Genomic DNA, 19,489 nt, shown 5'->3' on the forward strand with positions numbered 1-19,489 from the left:
GGATGCTGAGCGAAGCCGAAGCATTCAACTTTTTCCACAAAGCGGAAGGATACTACACAACAAGTGTGCAGTATCCTTTCGCTTTATCGATCCAGATGTGGATTAGAAATCGTTGATGGAACGACCCAAGAAGGTAAGTGCACAACGGAAACCTACGTAAGACTTGGTAGTGTCTTGGTATTCGTAGCTACGTGCACCCGTCTGAAGGAAGTGGTGAATGTCTTTCCAGGAACCACCCCGAATAACTTTACGCTTATTTTCTGGAGTGTCGTCATCCTCGGCATCGTAACGGATATCAGGGTTCAAATCGTGCAAAAAAGAATAAGCGTTCTCATAGTATGCTGTATTGGTCCATTCCGAAACGTTGCCAGCCATGTTGTACAGGCCGTAATCGTTGGGGAAGTAAGCATCGGCGCGAACGGTGTAGAAACCACCATCTTCAGGATAGTTGCCACGACCTGGTTTGAAGTTGGCCAACAAACAACCTTTGGCATTGCGGATATAAGGGCCGCCCCAAGGATACATTGCCCGATCACGACCACCGCGAGCGGCATATTCCCATTCGTGTTCGAAGGGGAGCCGGTAATTTTCGGTGTTTTGACCGTCTTTACTTTCGCCAGTTGCTTTGTTCCACAACATGGTACGCCAGTAACAAAATGCATTGGCAGTGTGCCAGTCGATGCCCACTACGGGATATTCATCGAAAGCAGGATGCCAGAAGTAGTTCCGAGCATAAGGCTCGTTGTACGAATAGGCAAAGTCGCGCACCCATACCAGTGTATCGGGATAAACATTTACCTCTTTTTCTTTGATGAATTCGTTGCGAGGAGAGCGGCCACGGTCATTAGCTGCTTTTTTCCAATCGTACCAAGTGTACTTGTACTTCAGGTTACGAACGTCAATTTCTTTTTTGCCCGCAAAACGGTCATCGCCCTGATAGTACATTTCGGCAAGGGCTTCATCGGGATCTTCCCAATCGATTTCTTGCTCCCAGTCGATGCGGCCTTCGTCGGCATCGTCTTCGTCACTTTCAAGGAAGTGCTCCAGAATCGTGTGAGCAATTGAATCCTTTACCCAGTATACGAACTGGCGGTATTCATTGTTGGTAATTTCAGTTTCGTCCATAAAAAACCCTTGGATAGAGATTTGTTTGGGACGCTGAACAAAGGTGTTGCTGACATCCTGATCGCTGGGTCCAACCAACAGGGTGCCAGAGGGGACGTAGACCATTCCATATGGATTAATTCCTTTCCATACCGGACGGTCGAGAACACCGGTTAGTTCTCCGCTTTCTTGCTTTCCGCAAGCAACCGCTACAAATACCAGCGCAACTAGTGCAAGCTTGAGTACGTTTTTCATGTTAATACCCGAGTTTTCCTTCAGACTTTAAACAGCTTCGATATAAAGCTGCGTAAATATAGATCGTTTAGAAATTCAAAAAAAGTTAATTGGTGCGTTTCGCCCTAAGTTTAACAATCCGATAGCTCAAACGCGAAGCCCATGCTGCTTATTTTAGCGAATCAAAAAAAGTTTAAAGTACATTTTTCCGCTTATAATAACCGAGGATTGTAGATGATTTTAGGCTTGCGCCCTTTTCCAATCCCCTGTTGGATGCGGTAATGCACCCTCAACTCGTGAGATCCATTGCTTACTTCACGCAACGGCGAGAGAATCAAATCGTAAGCATACGCCACGCTCAACTTCTCATTTAGTTTTGCTCCTGCGATCAAACCAAGAGCGTCAATGCTATTGGAATTATACCCTCTAAACGAAGCGCCGCCAAAGATATTGTCATTATACCGAATTAACAAACCTAGGTCAGTTTGTATTTGTGTTAAATCCGTACGTACTATGGCAGATGGTTGAAACAATAGACTGGTTCCCAAAGGAAAGGAAGTTTGGGCATTAAAAAAAATGGTTCGTGTCGTATTTAGGTCAAATTCACTGAGCTTGATACTTGCCGCAGTCGCATTGCGCACGGCGAGGCCAAAGTTCCATTTTTCACTTTGGTAATAAGCGCCAAGATCAAAAGTTGGTGCCATGCCACTCATCGCTCCAGCAGAAAGTATGGCGTCGTTGTGGTTGATTAAAATGTCCTGATAAGTGCCATCTGGGGCCCGCAATTGGGATCCATCCAGGCCATACTGCATAAAACCACCCGATACGCCCAAACCAATGATGGCTTCGCCCAATTCCAACTGATAATTGTAGCTGAGCATCAGATTGCTGTTGCGCTGGGCGCCTAGTTCATCATTTTCAAACTTCACGCCGAAGGCCGCACGGAATTGGGGCAACGGAACCTGCAACAAGGCAAACTGTGACATGGGCGCACCCGGCAAGCCTCCCCATTGTTGTCGAATGCTGGCCGTAATACTCAGATCCTGATCAATAGCTGCCGCACCAGGGTTCCAATAATAAGGACTCAGCATATGCAAGGTATACTGTGCCGATTGTTGGGCATAGAGGTTGGTGCAACCTAACAAAATGCCCAAAATGAGGGTGTGAAGTTTACGCATAGTTCGAGTTTTCGATCAAAGCCTGTCGTACAGCTCAATTTTGCACAACACCACATCGCGCTGATCTTTGGAAGTAAAATAGTACAAATTGACCGTAAGTACCAAATCACAATTAATTAATGTAATTTGAAGGGCAAATTTTAACCCATACTTCGTTAAAAAGCCTTGCCTTTGGGAAAACATATTCTGCGGACTTGAGTTGGCAAAGAAGCGATAAAAACCCAATAATTCTGTAGTTTCTTTCATTCAGTACCTAACATTAGGTATAGGGGTAACTACCTCATGCTAGGTAATTTTCGCCAAACGATGATTTTTGTTAGTAGAAAAAGAAAAAAAACGATCTATTTTGCACCAGAATTGTTACTTAGATTAAATCAAAATAAGCGTACTCGTGGTCGCAACTACAAATACCGGAATGCAATTGGCCAAATTAAAAGTTGGCAGCAAAGGGCATGTCTCTCATTTTACTGATAACTGCATGGCTTGCAAGCTGTTATCTATGGGTATTTTACCAGGTACCCAGATTGAGATGGTACGTCCAGCCCCATTTGGCGGCGGGTGTTACATCAAAGCAGACAATCTTTTGATTGCTTTGCGCCGATCGGAAGCTTGCATCATTATGGTACGTTAACTTTATTTCATTCTTTCTCTAGTTCTGTCAAAGGTTTGAAACCAGCTCTGTCGCCCGCTCCTGAACCAAAGATTGCCCTTATTGGTAACCCCAACAGTGGCAAAACTTCGATTTTCAATCAACTCACCGGCCTACAACAGAAAGTAGGCAACTTCCCTGGTGTTACAGTTGACAAAAAAACCGGTACGCTGGAACTTCCTGGTGGTATCCGCGCCAAGCTGATTGACCTTCCCGGCGCTTATAGTTTTTACCCCACCTCAAAGGATGAAAAGTTGGTTGTACAAAGCCTCGTACAGCCGGGCAACGAAAACTACCCGGATGCCATCGTGTACATTGCCGATGTCACCAAGTTAGAAAAACACCTCCTGCTATTCAGCCAGCTCAAAGATCTGGGTCTTCCAGTGCTACTTGCCCTCAACATGGCCGATGTAGCGGAACAAGAAGGATTGCAATACGACCTAGAAAAACTCGGTCGCAAATTGGGTGCCCCTACGCTCTTGGTCAGTGGACGCACGGGTGAAGGACTTGGGCAATTGAAGCAGATGCTCGTTGATTTATTGGCTCAGGCACCTGCCACGAATGTACCCATCGACAGCACCCAATACCGTTTGGCACCTGAAGAAGCCAAATTGATTACCCAAATACAAGGCGATTTTCCGGGCTATACCCCTTATCAATTGGTGTTATTGGCGCACCACATCAAATGGTTGCCTTTTTTAACACCCGTTCAAAAAGCAGTCATTGAGCAGGCCATCGCTAATACTGGTTTTCAGGATTTGCAGTTGCAAGTGTATGAAACCATGCAGCGCTACGACCAATTTACCCCGATTGTACAACAAGCCCGGGATAAAGACGGGCAAGGTTCAGCCAGTTTTACAGAAAGACTGGATGATCTTCTGACCAACCGCTTCTTGGGGCCAGTGGTGTTTTTTGGTTTGATGTTGATGATTTTTCACGCCTTGTTTACTTGGGCTGAATTGCCTATGAATTTTATCGAAGGCGCTTTTGGTCGCCTCAATACTTTCCTACAAAACAACCTGCCTGAACACTGGCTGACGGATTTACTGACTGAAGGGATTGTGACGGGTTTGAGTGGTGTGGTGGTTTTTGTACCGCAAATTGCCATCCTATTTTTCCTGATATCCTTATTGGAAGAAGTGGGCTACATGGCGCGTGCAGCGTTTATGTTTGACCGCATCATGCAGTTTTTTGGCCTCAATGGGCGCAGTGTGGTGGCACTCATTTCGGGTGGTGCCTGTGCGATTCCCGCGATCATGAGTACCCGCACCATCAGCAACTGGAAAGAGCGGTTGATCACCATCTTGGTTACTCCTTTTATTAGTTGTTCGGCGCGGATTCCTGTGTATACGGTTTTAATTGGATTTGTGGTGCCTCCTACCAAGGTTGGATTTGTCAGTTTACAAGCACTGGCCTTTATGGGGCTTTATCTGTTAGGGATTGCTGCTGCTTTGCTGGCTGCTTTGGTTTTCAAATTGATCTTGCGCACCAATGAAACCAGCTACTTGATGCTGGAATTGCCTGAATACCGCTTGCCAGTCATGCGCAACGTGTGGCTGACCGTATGGGAAAAAGTAAAAACCTTCACCTTTGAAGCCGGGCGGATTATCCTGATCATCAGCATGGTGCTCTGGCTCATGTCTTCCTTTGGCCCGCCAGGAGCGATCAACCGGGCAGAAGAAGTAGCGCGGCGCAGCGCCCAACTGAAAAATCTGGATGAAACGGCTACGCAGGATTTGATCGATGCTCAGGTGATGGAAGCTTCCTTTGCCGGGCAATTGGGCAAGTTCATTGAACCAGTTATTCGACCACTGGGTTTTGATTGGAAAATTGGCATTGCTTTGATTACTTCTTTCGCGGCCCGGGAGGTTTTTGTAGCTACCATGGCTACCATTTATAGCATCGGCCATCAGGATGACGAATACTCCATTCGGGAAAAAATGGCCAAGCAACGCGATCCCATCACCAAAGAGTTGATTTACAGTCCAGCTACTTCATTATCGTTATTGTTATTTTACGTTTTTGCCATGCAATGTATGAGTACCATTGCGGTGGTCAAACGGGAGACGAAATCCTGGAAATGGCCACTGATTCAATTTGCATTTATGACGGGGCTGGCGTATTTGAGTAGCTGGTTGGCGTATATGTGGTTGAGTTGAGGTTTTTTATTTGGATAATCGTCATTCAACTGCTCAATCCTCCCATTCGGCATCAATCCCGCTTTCCTTTTTCCCATCTTCCATTTTTTTTCGATCTTGTCAGCTACAAGGGCGATAAAAAAATAAGTGTTCATTTTGCCAGAGGATTAGATAAGTAAACGGTTCATTTTAAGTTTCTTATCTAATCCTCTGGCTTAGAAAAAATGAACACTTATTTTTGCCATACTACATACATTCACTGACAACTGACATGAAAAAAATTTCTACCACCCTATTTTATGGGATTTTTTGCCTGCTGATGGCCCAAGCGCAATCCCCCGCTGCCCTAAGCATCGACCAAATTATGCTCGGCGATCGGTTCACCGGTTTTTCACCCGAAAATGTTTTTTGGAGCGAAGACAATAAAACCATCTATTTCAGTTGGAATCCGACGATGGACACGCTGAGTAGCCTGTACAAAGTGGTGTTGCCCAATGGGAAACCCGAAAAAGTCACTCTGGAAGAGCAACGCAAAATGGTGGGCAATGGCGAATACAGCAAAGACTATCGGCGCAAGGTATTTGGCCGTAGTGGCGATGTTTTTTTGCTCGATTTGACCACGGGCAAGGAGCAACAAATCACCAATACCTTTGACAACGAAAGTGGCCCACGGTTTACGAGAGACGGCAAAGGCCTAACCTGGGTAAGCAACAACAACCTCTACCATTGGGACAGCGCCACGGGCAGCATTGCGCAATTGACCAACTTCCGCAATACGCCAGCCCGGCCAACTCCTAAGCCGCTCGAATATGAAACCTGGCTGAAGGAAGACCAACTAGATCTATTTGAGGTGTTGAGCTGGCGCAAAGGCCAACGCGACATCCGCGAGCGCCAGAATAAAGCGCTCGAAGTCAAACGCGCCCGTGAGATCAACTACGGCAGCAAATTCCTGAGTGGCTTACAAGCCAGCCCCGACCTGCGCTTCGTCACTTTCCGCTACACCAAACGCGCCGAGCCCAAAAGCACGGATGTGCCCAATTACGTAACTGAATCTGGCTACACCAGCGACCTGATCGCCCGCTCGAAAGTTGGTACACCTCAAGACACCTACGAGTTTGGCATTTACGACCGTACCCGCGACACCTTTTATATGGTAGACACCAAAAAACTGGAAGGCATTTATGACAAACCAGCCTTTCTGAAAGACTACCACAAGGGAGAAAAACCTTACAACCCCAAGTACGACAAACCGCGTGAGGTATCCTACACCAATGTTCTGTTTTCAGAAGATGGCAAAGCGGTCATTTCGCTACGCGCACAGGACAACAAAGACCGTTGGATCCTGCTCCTCGACCTGGCTACTGGGCAACTCAAACAACTGGATCGCCAGCACGACGACGCCTGGATTGGTGGCCCCGGGGTCAGTGGTTTTGGCGGTGGTGACATCGGTTGGCTGCCGGATAATGAACACCTCTGGTTTCAATCGGAAGAAACGGGGTTTTCTCACCTGTATACTGTAAATGTCAAAACTGGCGTAAAAAAAGCCCTGACGAGCGGCAATTTTGAAATCCTGGAAAGCAACCTGTCTCGCGATGGCAAATCCTTTTTTGTCACCGCTAGTGCCGATGGGCCACACGAGCGCCACTTTTACCGTTTGCCCGTGGCAGGAGGAAAATTGGAAAAAATCACCAGCCTCAAAGGAGGTAATGAAGTGAGTCTTTCGCCGGATGAAAGTACTCTGGCCATCCGTTACTCCTACAGCAATAAGCCTTGGGAACTCTATTGGATGCCCAATCAAGCAGGCGCGACGGCTCAACAAGTCACCAATTCGCTCAGCAGTACCTTCAAAACTTATGCCTGGCGGGTGCCTGAAATTGTGTGGTTTACCGCCCGCGATGGAGTGAAAGTCCCTGCGCGTTTGTACAAACCCAACAAACCTGCACCTAGCCGCCCAGCGGTGATTTTTGTACACGGAGCTGGTTACCTGCAAAACGTACACAACTGGTGGAGCAGTTATTCACGGGAGTACATGTTCCACAATTTCCTGGTGGATCGGGGTTACACCGTGTTGGATGTGGACTACCGGGGAAGCGCGGGTTATGGTCGCGACTGGCGTACAGGCATCTACCGCCACATGGGGGGCAAAGACCTGGATGACCAGGTAGATGGGGCCAAGTACCTGGCGAGCACGCACAAAGTAAATGCCCAAAACATCGGGATTTACGGCGGCTCCTACGGTGGGTTTATCACCTTGATGGCCTTGTTTAACGCACCAGAAACCTTTAAAAGTGGGGCGGGTTTGCGCTCAGTGACCGATTGGGCGCACTACAACCATGGGTATACCGCCAATATCCTGAATACGCCCGTGGAGGACAGCATCGCTTACCGCCGGAGTTCACCGATCTATTTTGCGGAAGGACTGAAAGGCAACTTGTTGATGTTGCACGGCATGGTGGATGTGAATGTGCATTTTCAGGATGTCGTGCGTTTGTCCCAACGTTTGATTGAATTGAAGAAAGACAAATGGGATTTGGCCGTTTTCCCGATGGAGGACCACGGGTTTATTGAGCCAAGTAGTTGGGCGGATGAGTACAAGCGGATCTTCAAGTTGTTTGAGGAGACGTTGAAATAGTACCGAATCCAAAGGATAAACCTTAACTTTCAGCCCATCTATGTAGTGGGGCAAAAATAAGTGCTCATTTTTCTTGAGTCAAAGGATTAGATAAGACACTTGAAATGAAGCGTTTTCTCATCTAATCCTTTGGCAAAATGAGCACTTATTTTTTAATGCCCAAAAACCTAACAACATGATCGGACTCATTCAAGTAGTCATTGGACTTGTTTTTTTGCTTTTGTTGTTGAGCTTGTTGGTGACGACCATTATGGAGTTGATTTCTTCCATGCTGGCCCTGCGTGGGCAAAACCTGGAAAAAGCCATCAAAAATATGTTGGCCAATGGGCAAAAGCAGGGGGAGCTATTTCAAGCTTTTAAAGGCAATGCCTTGTACAAACAATTGTGCAACTACCGCGGCAATTCCAAACTCCGGCCCCCCTCCTACCTCAGTTCAGAAAACTTCCAGTCCATCGTGATGGACATCATCCTGAAAGGGGACGATGCGGGTAAACTGATGCAAAAAATTGAAGAAATCCAAAACGATGAGCTCAAGCAGGTGCTCAAACAATTGCTCAATGATGCGGGCTACGAATTGGATGCCTTCAAAGAAAAAATCCAGGGCTGGTTCAACGACGTCATGGATCGGGCTGCGGGTTGGTACAAGCGCAACATCCAGATTTTGGTCACCTTTGTTGGTTTAATCGTCGCTGTCATTTTTAATGCCGATACCATTTCTGTGTACCAACGCCTGGAATCCAATCCAGAAGAACTCAAGGAAATTGTGACCATGGCCGAAGCCTATGCTGAAAAAAATGAACTGGACATTCAAACGGGCGGCACTGTGCAACAACAATGGGATCAGGTCAATCACCTGATTCAGGATGAATTACAGCAAGCCAATTCTCCGCTCGGCCTAGGTTGGCATCCGGAAGACTTGCAAGGCATGACGCCCAGCGATTGGGTGATCAAAATCCTGGGTTGGATCGTAACAGCCCTGGCAGTATCGCTTGGCGCGCCATTCTGGTTCGATTTATTGAAAAAACTGGTCAACATCAAAGCAGCAGGCAATGAGCCTAAATCTTAAATTCTTGCTAAATCTTCTCTGATTGGAACCATTTTTCTCCAAAAAAACTTGCTTCTTTGTGCCTTTAAACTTGAGAAAAAGATGCATTCAGAGACTTTGGCTATCCGCGGGCAAATGGACCGCACCGACTACCGCGAGCACAGCCCCGCGATGTACCTCACCTCCAGTTTCACTTTTCCGAACGCGGAACTGATGGCCGATACCTTTGCCGGCCTCAACGATGACATCATTTATTCCCGCTACAATAACCCCAGCGTAGACGAATTCATCAATAAAGTGTGCCAATTGGAAGGGGCGGAAGAAGGTTTTGCGACCGCTTCCGGGATGGCAGCCGTGTTTGCCAGTATGGCAGCCTTGTTGCGTTCTGGCGACCACGTTTTGGCTTCAAGAGCCGTTTTTGGCTCAACCCACCAGATTTTGACCCAAATTTTTCCCAAATGGGGCATCACCTATACTTATGTTGATCCCGAAGACATCGACAATTGGGAGCATTACATTCAACCCACTACTCGTATGTTGGTGCTGGAATCTCCATCCAACCCTGGTCTGGCTCTGATCGACTTGGAAAAAGCTGGGGCGCTGTGTAAAAAACACGGCATCATCTTCAACATCGACAATTGTTTTGCCACCCCTTGCCTACAAACGCCTACGGATTATGGCGCAGATTTGATCGTACACTCCGCCACCAAGTGGATGGACGGCCAGGGCCGGGTGCTCGGCGGGATTGTGGTGGGCAAAGCCGAATTCATCGAGCCCATTCGGTTCTTTTGTCGCCACACGGGTCCTGCCATGTCGCCATTCAATGCCTGGATACTGAGCAAAAGTTTGGAAACCCTGGCCGTGCGCATGGAGCGGCATTGCAGCAATGCCTTAAAACTGGCGCAATTCCTGGAACAACACCCCGAAGTAGCCAAAACCATTTATCCATACCTACCTTCACATCCTCAACACGAGCTGGCGCTCAAACAAATGAAAATGGGCGGCGGCATTGTCACCATTGAGGTGAAAGGTGGCCTGGAGCAAGGTCAGGCTTTTTTAAATGCAGTCAAAATGTGTTCCCTTTCTTCCAATCTGGGCGATACGCGCAGCATCGTAACCCACCCCGCTTCCACTACGCACAGCAAATTGAACGAAGCCGAGCGAGCAGCGGTGGGCATCAATCCGGGCACGGTACGCATTTCCGTGGGTTTGGAACATGTGGATGATATCATTGCGGATATCGATCAGGCTTTGCGGGCGTCCCATTAGTAAAGACGTAAGATCTTACGTCTCTACTACCGGTTAAACGGAAATTCATTGATCCAATTGAACCCACGATTGACCAACAAAAATGAATTCCGATCAATCGTCCGCATTTTGATCAATAAAGTATCCCGCTTGGATTGCCCCCGCAAAATCAGCTGCTCTTTGGTGGGTTGTTCGTAAGTCAGCTTGAATTTTTGCAGGGTATCTCGCTGAGGCGTCATACGAATGCTTTGTTGTTTTTCATCAACCTTAAATTCAAAGCCTCGGACACTGTCACTCACCGTCCGCACCATGGCCCGATCCCGGAAGCCGATGACTAACTTGTGCCAGCGCATGGTATCCGTGCGTAAGGGTGGTAAAGTATCACCATTGTGGACAAAAGTTTCCACCTCATACATGCCATACAAGGGAGGTTTGGGCGCTTTTTCGCCAAACTCTTTTTGGTATCCCTTGGATTGAATGAAGGAATAGACCATCAGTCCCCCAATGAATAAAATTTTAAAAATGATCCGTGCCAAATTTAACCCTTGGTTCGAAAACACCGCAATAAAGCGCCGGGCATAAACTGGTTCATTGAGGATCAAAAAATCAATCAATCGGATGGCATCGGGCCACAGCACATACAAAGCCATCGCAACCAGATGAATGGAGTATAGTTTGACCGGAATATCGAAACAAAAATTCATGGCCACCACGTTGCTCATTACCCCCATTACAATCAAAGCCCCAAGGGTGGCTGTACGCCGAAAACACAACAAAAAGCCTCCTAAAATTTCCAAAAAGCCCGCAAAAAAGTTGTACCCTTTGGAATAGCCCATAAAATTCCAGGCCAGGCCCATTGGCGAAGAATCTCCCAAAGGTTGCAGGAGTTCACCCTGTGAAGGAAAGGGGAATTGTAGTTGGATCACCTTAAAAAAGCCGTATTGCAACATCGTGTAAAACAGGTAATAACGCACCAGTACCCGCGCCCAATAATACAACTGATGGTAGTCGTTGCGCCGCCGATCCACAATACTCCAAGTCAGGGTGAACAATAGGGACAAAACAAGATTCAGGAAAACCTCAACATAATTGTAGGTGGTATCCCCGCTACCATTGGGCTTTACCGTAATGTCGTATGGAATGTGCAGGACGTGTTTCCCAGTCCATTGAATGAGTTTGAACCAATAGTCGCCAGGAAAAACGGACCAAAACAGTCCTAAAACACTTGGAACAATCAGGAGGGCAAAATAAATGGCCAAAAAGCGAAAGATGAATTTTTGCAGGCCAGTCCAACGAATCTTAGGGTATGGTGTGGCTTCCATTGGTGTTTTTTAGGTGGTAAGTGATGAGCACTAACGAAAATACAAATTATTCTCAATTTACAACTTGCCGTATTTGATTTCTATGCATTCAAATGAATACAAATAATATTTGATTAAGATGCAAAAAGAATGCAATTTGCTACATCCATTCTAACGCGTTAACGCACAATCCTCATCCGTACCTACAGCAGGCTTTAGCCCCTGTACTGTCTTTGCTTTTTTCATGAAATAAGACCCGACCTGATCCTTACAGCAATCATCAACACCTGTTAACCTATAAAAACCTAAGTCATGAAAAATGCTTTAATTCCCTTCCTTTTGTGCTTCCTATTTTGTTTGCCCTATGCACGAACCCAAAACATCGCCAGTGATTGTGATGTAGATTCCTGCGAATGTATCGGAGACTTTTTTACCGAAATTGAAGTCTATTATTTTGGCACCAACAATGTAAAAGTGGAGGTCTTTTCCGATCAAAAACTCACTCAACCGGTCGTTTCTTTTCCCAGCGTCAACAATGCACAATTGCTGGCAATCAAAGCATCAGCGCTCCCAGGTGCCGTTTTTAGCACCTATATTTACCTCAAAGTTACTGACCCCGGAGGGGCTACTTGTACTACTGAAATTTTCTCCCGTTGCCCACTGAATGCCTGGCCTGGAGCGCTGGAAGACCTCGACATTTTGGGCAAAACCTATGGCTATTTCACCGTGTTTTCGCATACTACTTCTGAACAAAAACGCCGTTGTACCATCGACAACATTGATCAGGACTGGCATGTTGGCGGCAATGTGGTTGGCCCGGTGAAAAACACCTTAGGCACCCGCAATCCCGAAAATGTGGTACTCATCAGCAGCGACCTGCCCCGTGGCATCATTACCAAAGACGGCAAATTTGGCCTCAACACCCAAACGCCAGCCGCCCTTTTGGACGTCAATGGCGATGCACAAATCAATAGCACCTTGGATGTCAATGGCATTACCACGATCCACAACACTACAGCTTCAACGACCCCGGCTACGGGCGCTTTAGTGGTCACCGGAGGTGCTGGCATCGGCAGCAATTTGATGGTAGGAACCGATGCCAAAATTGGCAAAGACCTACAAGTAGATGAAGACCTGAATGTCAATCAAACGGCGACCATCGGTGGCCTCACCAAAATCAATGACATTTCGGCCTCAACTACACCAGCAACTGGAGCATTGGTCGTAGCTGGTGGCGCAGGTATCGGCCAGGATTTGAATGTAGGCAGCACCTTAAAAGTCAACAGCAATGCAACATCTACTAATGCCACAACTGGCGCATTGGTAGTAACCGGTGGTGCAGGAATTGGTGAAAACCTCAATGTAGGCAATGCCCTGAAAGTAAGCGGCACGACCAGTTCTACGAACGCGACAAGCGGAGCACTCGTGGTAGGCGGTGGTGTTGGCATCGGCGAAAACCTCAATGTAACGGGCACCTCCACCCTGACTGGTAAAGTAGCCATTGCTACGACTAGCACCCCTGGCGGGCATGAACTCTACATCGGTGGTAGCGCTATAGCCGAAGAAATAGTGGTAAAACTGAGCGGCAACTGGCCTGATTACGTTTTTGACCCAAATTATCAGCAGCCTAATTTAAAGGAATGGCAACAATTCATCACTGCAAATGGTCACTTGCCGGGTATGCCTTCCGCCCAACAAATCAAACAACAAGACGGTGTAGCAGTTGGTGAAACCCAAAGGCTTTTGGTAGAAAAAGTGGAACAACTCCTGCTCCTGATTTTGGAACAACAAAAACAAATCGATGCGCTGCAAACTGCGCTCCAGGTAAAAACCAAAAATTAGTCTTCATCTTATGAGCTTGTTTAATTTTTTTGTTCGGCTGCAAACGGCCCATTTTTGCCCAAATTTCGTTCCGAAAATGCTCATTTAGCGCTGCTAAACTCCGCTTTTCGTGCCTCATTTGGGCAAAAATGGTCTCGTTTTCGCTTCACACAAAAAAATCAAACAAGCTCCAAAACCTTGCAACCATGAAACATCTGGCTTTATTGTCGATGCTGGCCCTTGGTTTGCTGATCCCTGGCTATGGGCAGGATGAAGGCAAAGAAGAACGAATCGAAGGGCGTTTTTACCAGGAATGGCTGATGACTCACGATCCCGGCACGGGCATCGTACCTCGCGAGCGACTGCTCGATGCCGCACGTATTGCCCAGGAACGCCGCAAAGACAGCCACCTGCGTTCGGGGCTCATCCCCATCTATTGGTATGAACGCGGGCCCAGCAATGTGGGTGGTCGTACCCGGGGCCTGCTCATCGATGCCAATGACCCTACAGGGAAACGGATCTGGGCGGGCAGTGTATCCGGGGGCCTTTGGCGTACCGATGACATTGATGCCGCAGCCCCGGTTTGGGTAAACATTGATGACTACTTTTCCAATCTGGCCATTACCACCATTGCACAAAGCGCAACGACCCCTAACCTGATCTTCTTCGGAACGGGGGAAGAAGGCACTCAACCCAATGGCGGTGTGCGGGGTATGGGCCTGTGGCGTACCATGGATGGCGGCAACAACTGGCAACAATTGCCATTTGTCAATGCCAGTTTTAATGCCATCAATAAAATCGTAATTGACAATGCTGGGCTGGTTTATGTGGCAACTTCCATGGGCTTGTTCCGATCAACGGATGCCAACGGCACCTTCAATGCCGGCGCTGTACCAGTTTTAAATGGCAATGTCCAAGACCTGGAAAGGGCTGCCGATGGCACCTTGTATGCTACCGTAAATGGGGCAGGCGTTTTTCGCTTGACGGGTAATGCCTGGACGCTACTGGCAGACAGTGATTTTCCAACTGGAAACATTGGTAGAATTGAAATTGCTACTGCACCTGGGGCAGCCAATACTCTTTATGCAGCCTTCTCAGCAGCCAGCAGCGATACCTGCCTCAATGTGTTGGTCAGCACAGATGCCGGAGCAAGTTGGACGCCACGTAGCTGTCCTGCGGGTATGGGCGCCATTTGCTGGTACGCCTACATCATGGCCGTTGACCCCAACAATGTCAATCGTGTCTGGATCGGCAGCGACAATTTGTACCAATCCGCCGATGGGGCCGGTACCTGGACGGTTGTTGCCGGAGTCCATGCCGATCACCATGCCATTGCGTACCGCCCGGGCAATTCCGATCAGGTGGTTTTTGGCAATGATGGCGGAGTGTATCGTTCCCTCAATGCAGCCGCGGCAATGCCCACCTTAACGGCCAAAAACAATGGCTACAATGTGACCCAGTTTTATTCAACAGCGCTCCACCCAACGGCGGGCAGCAATTTTATGTTGGGGGGTACGCAGGACAACGGCACCCAACGCTTCACCTGCCCTGGAATTTGTGTGACGGACGAACCCAAAGGGGGCGATGGTGGCTTTTGTTTCATCGACCAGAACAATGCCAAATTGCAAATTGCCAGCTCCCAGAATCGCCGTTTTTACCTAACAACCGATAGCTTTGCCACTTCGATTGACCTATTGCCAACCAAAGAGGCGGCCCTCTTCATTACTCCTTCTGATTTCGACGATGTTAACAACATCCTCTATTTTTCGGATGCCAAGGACACCCTGGGGCGAGTGGTTGATGTGGGTGGGGCCAATACGGTCAGTTACGAACGCATTACCCAATTCAATGGTCGGCAAATTAGTCACATCAAGATCTCGCCAAATACTGCACATCGGCTTTTTGTCGGCACTACCCGAGGCCGAATCTTTCGCATCGACAATGCCAACCAGGCGGGTGCAGTGACGGTTACGCTACTTGATTCCATTTTTTCCACCTACGTTTCCAGCATTGATGTGGAGGCCGGAGATGACAACCACCTTTTGGTCACCACTTCCAGTTATGGGAGCATCAGCATTTACGAAACGAGAGATGGAGGCAACAACTGGACGCAAGTAGAGGGTGACCTGCCCGATATGCCGGTGCGTTGGGCCATGTTTCATCCCTTTGATTCAACCCAGGCTTTGATTGCTACCGAACTGGGGGTTTGGACCACCGATTTTCTAAATGGCAGTAGAACTGAATGGTTCCCTACCAATACCTTTGGTTTGGCAAACGTGCGAGTCGACATGTTGCAATACCGCAGTTCCGATCATTTGGTATCCGCCGCATCACATGGCCGGGGGATGTATACCACCGATTATTTCAACCTGCTGACTACGGCTTGTCCGCTCAATCTGATGTTGAGTGGCACTACGCCAAGTGGTTTGTACCTGGCCAAAGACTTCATTGAATCGGATGCTACGATCGCTGTGGGGTCTAGTGTGGTCTACCACGCCGGGAATTTCATCAGGCTGAAGGAGAATTTCCGCGCTGTACCGGGCAGCTTTTTTGTGGCCGCCATTCAGGATTGTAACATGAATTTGATGGAAGCACCATCTTTGAGCAGCAGGCCGGACCAAGAATTACCGACTGTAGATGCCACCCCAAGTATGAAATGTTTCCCCAATCCAGCTACTTATCGGATGACCATCCAGATTAATTTGCCAGTAGAAAATTGGTATAACCTGCAAGTCCGGGCGCTGGATGGGAGGCTGGTGAGTACCCTTACCCCAGGCAATCGAACTGCCAAAGGTGAGCAGTGGCACGAGTTGAATACCACGGAACTTAAGCCGGGTATTTATTTACTCTTGTTGCAAAGTGCGCATGGAGCGACTACTGAAAAGTTTGTAGTGGTGAAGTAAAGCGTATGTAGAGACGCAGGATTTTGCGTCTCTACACCCCTTACATCCCTTTTGTCCGGTCACTCACCCCAGCCAGTGCAGGCAGCCCATTTACTGGTTTGTCCAGGTAAAAATAGGCCGTAGCACAATAATCTTCCTGTCGATAAAAATTGACCCAACCATCTGGAAAGTTGGGTGAATCAAGGGCAGGCGGATTGCCCTCCAATAATTTCATAAAACCTTTGTCATAGGCGACCGAGATAGGCTTCAATGCATGTCCATCTTTGATCATCTGCCGCACCTGATCCCGAGAATAGCCACCAATCACCTGAATGGTTGCCCTCAATTTTTGCTGAAAATAAATGGGGTCGGGAATGTGAAAACGGTAAAAAGACCACTGCCGCCTGCTCCAACAGTGGCTTTGGGATTTTCAAAGGTGGTCCAACGTGGCTTGTCGCTGCTCATGCGGTAGAGGGGCTCCTGGGCGAGGAGGGTGGCACTGTAGAGGGTGCAGAGGAAGAGGAAGATGTTTTGTTTCATTGCGATCGCTTGTCCCACTACTAAAGTCATGGGTTGGTTTTGTATGGTAGCCTCCCACGGATAAATCCATGGGTTGGCGGTAATGCTTGGGAATGGAAGGCCCTGTACGGGCAGCCCTAAGTGGCTGCCCCAACCTACCCCAAATTACATCGGGTCCACATCAACCGCAATTTTGATGCTGGAATAACCCTCCTCATTCAGCAAAAAATGCTCAGCTTCCGCGATTAAATCTTTGGTACTGGCAATCAACTTGTTGTTGCGCTCTAATTTAATCAAAAAATCGATCAGGAAATAGGAACGTACGCGACCGACGTAGGGCACGGCCGGGCCACGCAGGCGATCACCCAGTTTGCTGCGCAAAAAATTGCCGTATTTCTGGGCGGCGGCGTTGATGACCTCGGGCTTTTTGTGCTTGAGGGTGATGCGGATCAAGCGGTAGAAGGGTGGGTAAAAAAACTCTTGCCTTTCCATGATTTCCCGGGTGTAAAATGCACGGAAATCGTTGTTCAATACCTCTTTGATCACCGGATTGGCTACATTTTGTACCTGAATGATGACTTTGCCACGCTTGTGTTTGCGGCCTGCGCGGCCTGCCACTTGCAACATCAATTGGAAAGCGCGTTCTCCAGCCCGAAAGTCGGGGAATTGTAGCAGTTGATCCGCACTGAGTATCCCCACCAGGCCTACTTTTTCAAAATCTAGCCCTTTGGTCACCATTTGGGTACCCACCAGTACATTCAGTCGCCCTTCTTCAAAATCGTTGATGATCTTGGCATGGGCATTTTTGCTGCGTACCGTGTCCAGGTCCATCCGCCCAATTTTCGCTTCGGGCATGAATATTTTCAGTTCATCTTCGATTTTTTCGGTACCAAAGCCCTGCACGATCAGTTGTTTGCTGCCACAAGCTGGGCATTCTTTGGGCAATTGGGTTTGGTAGCCACAATAATGGCATTTGAGGTTGTTTTGCCCTTTGTGGTAAGTCAGGCTCACATCGCAGTGGATGCATTCACAGGTCCAGTTGCAGGTGCTACACTTGTAAATGGGGGCGTAACCCCGGCGGTTTTGGAACAAAATAACTTGTTCACCCTTTTCCAAAGTGACCCTCATCGCATTGAGCAAGTCGACCGTAAAAAGGGATTGCATCGTCCCCGCTTTTTGGGCTTTTTTGAGGTCGACGATTTCAACTTCTGGCAATTCCAGGCCGCCAAATCGTTCGGTCATACTCACCAGGCCATATTTGCCGACCTGGGTATTGTAAAAAGATTCGATGGAAGGGGTAGCAGTACCGAGCAGGACTTTTGCCCTAAACAATTGTGCCAAATAAATAGCCGCATCCCGGCCTTGGTAGCGCGGATTGGGGTCTTGTTGTTTGAAGGAGGGGTCATGCTCCTCATCAACGATGACCAATTTCAAGTTGCGGAAGGGCAAAAACAAGGCTGAGCGTGCGCCCAGCACGAGGGCTTTTCCCTCTTTGGTGCGGTTCCAGATTTCAACCCGCTCGTTGTTGCTCAAACGCGAATGGTACACATCGACCTGATCGCCGAAGATGCGTTTGAGGCGATCAATGATTTGGGTGGTGAGTGCAATTTCGGGCAAGAGGTACAGGGTTTGTTCGCCGCGCCGCATCGCTTCCCGAATGAGTTCGATGTACACGCGGGTTTTGCCACTGCCCGTTACGCCTTGCAGCAGCACCACATTTTTTTCCTCAAAATGGCTTTGTATTTCGGCGATGGAGCGTACTTGTTGTTCACTGGGAGCATCCGCTTCGACAATTTCGTCTTCGTAGCCGCCGATGCGGCTGACCTCCCGTTCGTACACTTCCAGGATTTCCTTTTTTTCCATAGCCGCAATCACACTGGCATCGACCTTGGCCATTTTGTACAATTCATCGCGGCGGACAAATTCCTGACCCCGCGCCAATTGTAAATAAGCCATCAGTGCCTCCACCTGGCGGGTGGCGCGACTGAGTTTGTCAAAGGCGTCCTGCAGGTTTTCGGGGTGGCTGACGTAGGGTTCGCGCAGGCGCACACAGGCGACGGTTTTGGCCTTGAATTTTTCCTTGAGGTCTTCCTTGAGGTAAATGATGCGTTTGTCCAGCATATCCCGGATCAGGGGATAGATGGTTTTGATGCCCAAAATATCGCGGACTTGCTCTAGTGTGAGTTCGTGTTGAATGGTCAAGGCTTCGGCGATGAGGTATTCCCTGTCTTCCAGTTCCATGATGTCGCCCTCAAACAAAGGGCTGAGGGTAATGGTGGTTTCGCTGGCCAGTTTCAGGTTGGCGGGTAAGGCGGCGTGCATCACTTCGCCGAGGGTGCAACTGTAATATTGCCCCACCCATTGCCAAAAGCGCAATTGTTCCGCCCAAATGATTGGCGTATCGTCGATGACGGAAAGGATGGCTTTGGTTTTGTGGCCAGGTGCCTCGGTCAATACGTCCAGCACCAGCGCTGCGTACTGCCGCTTGGGGCCAAATTGCACCTCTACCCGTACCCCAACTTGTACCTTGCTGACCCATTCTTCGGGCACTGCGTAGGTGTACGGTTTGGGCACCGCCATGGGCAGGATGACGGTGACGTAGGTATTGGCCAGGGCCGTGGGATGCAGTTCGGACATTTTGTGACGCAAATTGTTTTGAGAGTGGAAAGATAAAAAACTTCCTGCAACAAGGCTGGTTTGTTTAGGGTAAAAAGTATAACTTTGTTTGACACTTGGAT

The 19,489-nt window shown here is 48.4% G+C and carries 13 protein-coding genes; 7 read left to right on the forward strand and 6 right to left on the reverse strand.

The annotated features are described in order from the left end of the window. Window positions 1-102: 102 nt before the first annotated feature. Together ACEW9O_RS26065 and ACEW9O_RS26070 are read right to left on the reverse strand one after the other, a co-directional pair. Window positions 103-1,359: an SUMF1/EgtB/PvdO family nonheme iron enzyme gene (locus ACEW9O_RS26065; protein ID WP_373553162.1), complete on the reverse strand. Its 1,257-nt coding sequence runs from the start codon at window positions 1,357-1,359 to the stop codon at window positions 103-105. A 191-nt stretch (window positions 1,360-1,550) separates the two neighbouring features. Beyond that, the gene (locus ACEW9O_RS26070) at window positions 1,551-2,516 is read right to left on the reverse strand and encodes a PorP/SprF family type IX secretion system membrane protein (RefSeq protein WP_373553163.1); all 966 of its coding nucleotides are present in this window, start codon (window positions 2,514-2,516) and stop codon (window positions 1,551-1,553) included. 415 nt (window positions 2,517-2,931) lie between these two features. On the opposite strand from ACEW9O_RS26070, the gene ACEW9O_RS26075 reads away from it, so the two are divergent. The 5 genes from ACEW9O_RS26075 (at window position 2,932) to ACEW9O_RS26095 (ending at window position 10,249) form a co-directional block, all read left to right on the forward strand. Beyond that, window positions 2,932-3,147 carry a ferrous iron transport protein A gene (locus ACEW9O_RS26075; RefSeq protein WP_373553164.1) on the forward strand — a complete coding sequence of 72 codons (216 nt, stop codon included), beginning with the start codon at window positions 2,932-2,934 and terminating at the stop codon, window positions 3,145-3,147. Window positions 3,148-3,182: 35 nt separating this feature from the next. Then, window positions 3,183-5,324: a ferrous iron transport protein B gene (gene feoB, locus ACEW9O_RS26080; RefSeq protein ID WP_373553165.1), complete on the forward strand. Its 2,142-nt coding sequence runs from the start codon at window positions 3,183-3,185 to the stop codon at window positions 5,322-5,324. A 250-nt stretch (window positions 5,325-5,574) separates the two neighbouring features. Beyond that, a complete protein-coding gene (locus ACEW9O_RS26085; protein WP_373553166.1) occupies window positions 5,575-7,935 on the forward strand; it encodes a prolyl oligopeptidase family serine peptidase in 2,361 nt (786 codons plus the stop codon). 175 nt (window positions 7,936-8,110) lie between these two features. Next, window positions 8,111-9,001, forward strand: coding sequence for a hypothetical protein (locus ACEW9O_RS26090; RefSeq protein ID WP_373553167.1), 891 nt, complete (start codon window positions 8,111-8,113; stop codon window positions 8,999-9,001). An 81-nt stretch (window positions 9,002-9,082) separates the two neighbouring features. Further along, window positions 9,083-10,249, forward strand: a complete 1,167-nt coding sequence (locus ACEW9O_RS26095; protein ID WP_373553168.1) for a PLP-dependent aspartate aminotransferase family protein — start codon at window positions 9,083-9,085, stop codon at window positions 10,247-10,249. 26 nt (window positions 10,250-10,275) lie between these two features. Here ACEW9O_RS26095 and ACEW9O_RS26100 read toward each other — a convergent pair whose 3' ends face one another. Next, on the reverse strand, window positions 10,276-11,550 hold the full coding sequence (locus ACEW9O_RS26100) for a hypothetical protein (RefSeq protein WP_373553169.1): 1,275 nt from the start codon (window positions 11,548-11,550) through the stop codon (window positions 10,276-10,278). Between the two features lie 291 nt (window positions 11,551-11,841). On the opposite strand from ACEW9O_RS26100, the gene ACEW9O_RS26105 reads away from it, so the two are divergent. Then, window positions 11,842-13,371 (forward strand): hypothetical protein, encoded by a 1,530-nt coding sequence (locus ACEW9O_RS26105; protein ID WP_373553170.1) that lies wholly within the window; start codon window positions 11,842-11,844, stop codon window positions 13,369-13,371. Between the two features lie 185 nt (window positions 13,372-13,556). Further along, window positions 13,557-16,253 (forward strand): 3-coathanger stack domain-containing protein, encoded by a 2,697-nt coding sequence (locus ACEW9O_RS26110; RefSeq protein ID WP_373553171.1) that lies wholly within the window; start codon window positions 13,557-13,559, stop codon window positions 16,251-16,253. A 40-nt stretch (window positions 16,254-16,293) separates the two neighbouring features. On the opposite strand, the gene ACEW9O_RS26115 is transcribed toward ACEW9O_RS26110, so the two are convergent. From ACEW9O_RS26115 to priA, 3 genes are all read right to left on the reverse strand, one after another. Beyond that, complete coding sequence (locus ACEW9O_RS26115; RefSeq protein ID WP_373553232.1) at window positions 16,294-16,608, reverse strand: hypothetical protein; 315 nt, start codon at window positions 16,606-16,608, stop codon at window positions 16,294-16,296. Next, complete coding sequence (locus ACEW9O_RS26120) at window positions 16,575-16,772, reverse strand: hypothetical protein (RefSeq protein ID WP_373553172.1); 198 nt, start codon at window positions 16,770-16,772, stop codon at window positions 16,575-16,577. The genes ACEW9O_RS26115 and ACEW9O_RS26120 overlap by 34 nt, the downstream gene beginning before the upstream one ends. Window positions 16,773-16,916: 144 nt before the next feature. After that, a complete protein-coding gene (priA, locus tag ACEW9O_RS26125; RefSeq protein ID WP_373553173.1) occupies window positions 16,917-19,388 on the reverse strand; it encodes a primosomal protein N' in 2,472 nt (823 codons plus the stop codon). Between the last annotated feature and the right edge of the window lie 101 nt (window positions 19,389-19,489).

The organism is Haliscomenobacter sp., assembly GCF_041740695.1.
In the GTDB taxonomy this organism is placed as follows: domain Bacteria; phylum Bacteroidota; class Bacteroidia; order Chitinophagales; family Saprospiraceae; genus Haliscomenobacter.